The organism is Micromonospora sp. DSM 43699, from assembly GCF_055517075.1.
In genome coordinates this window covers 1-414 of sequence record NZ_JBTMMT010000257.1, presented here as the reverse complement: position 1 = coordinate 414, position 414 = coordinate 1, and the positions used below count along the sequence as shown (strand labels likewise).

At 71.0% G+C, this 414-nt stretch carries 1 pseudogene; it reads right to left on the bottom strand.

The features are described 5' to 3' along the window. Positions 1–56 precede the first annotated feature (56 nt). Positions 57–414: pseudogene (locus AC0AIB_RS31525) on the bottom strand (ABC transporter permease); the annotation flags it as partial.

Here is a 414-nt window from a genome sequence, read left to right as displayed (position 1 = left end):
CTTCCTCCACAGCGACAGCGCCGGTCTCGGTCTCAGGCACGGATCCCCCTCGGGATGGTCAGCCGTCCCAGCAGGACGTACGCGGCGTCGAAGAGCAGGGCGAGGACCACGATGCCGAGCGTGCCCGCGAGGACCTGGTTGATCGCGTTGGCGCTGCCCAGCGACGAGATGCCGCGGAAGATCTCGTTGCCGAGGCCGGGCCCGGAGGCGTACGCGGCGATTGCGGCGATGCCCATCAGCATCTGGGTGGAGACCCGGATCCCGGTCAGGATCGGCGGCCAGGCGAGCGGCAGCTCCACCCGGCACAGCCGCGCCAGCCGCGACATCCCGATGCCCGTCGCCGCGTCGACCAGCGACGGATCGACGCCCCGCAGTCCGACGATGGAGTTCCGGACGATCGGCAGCAGCCCGTAC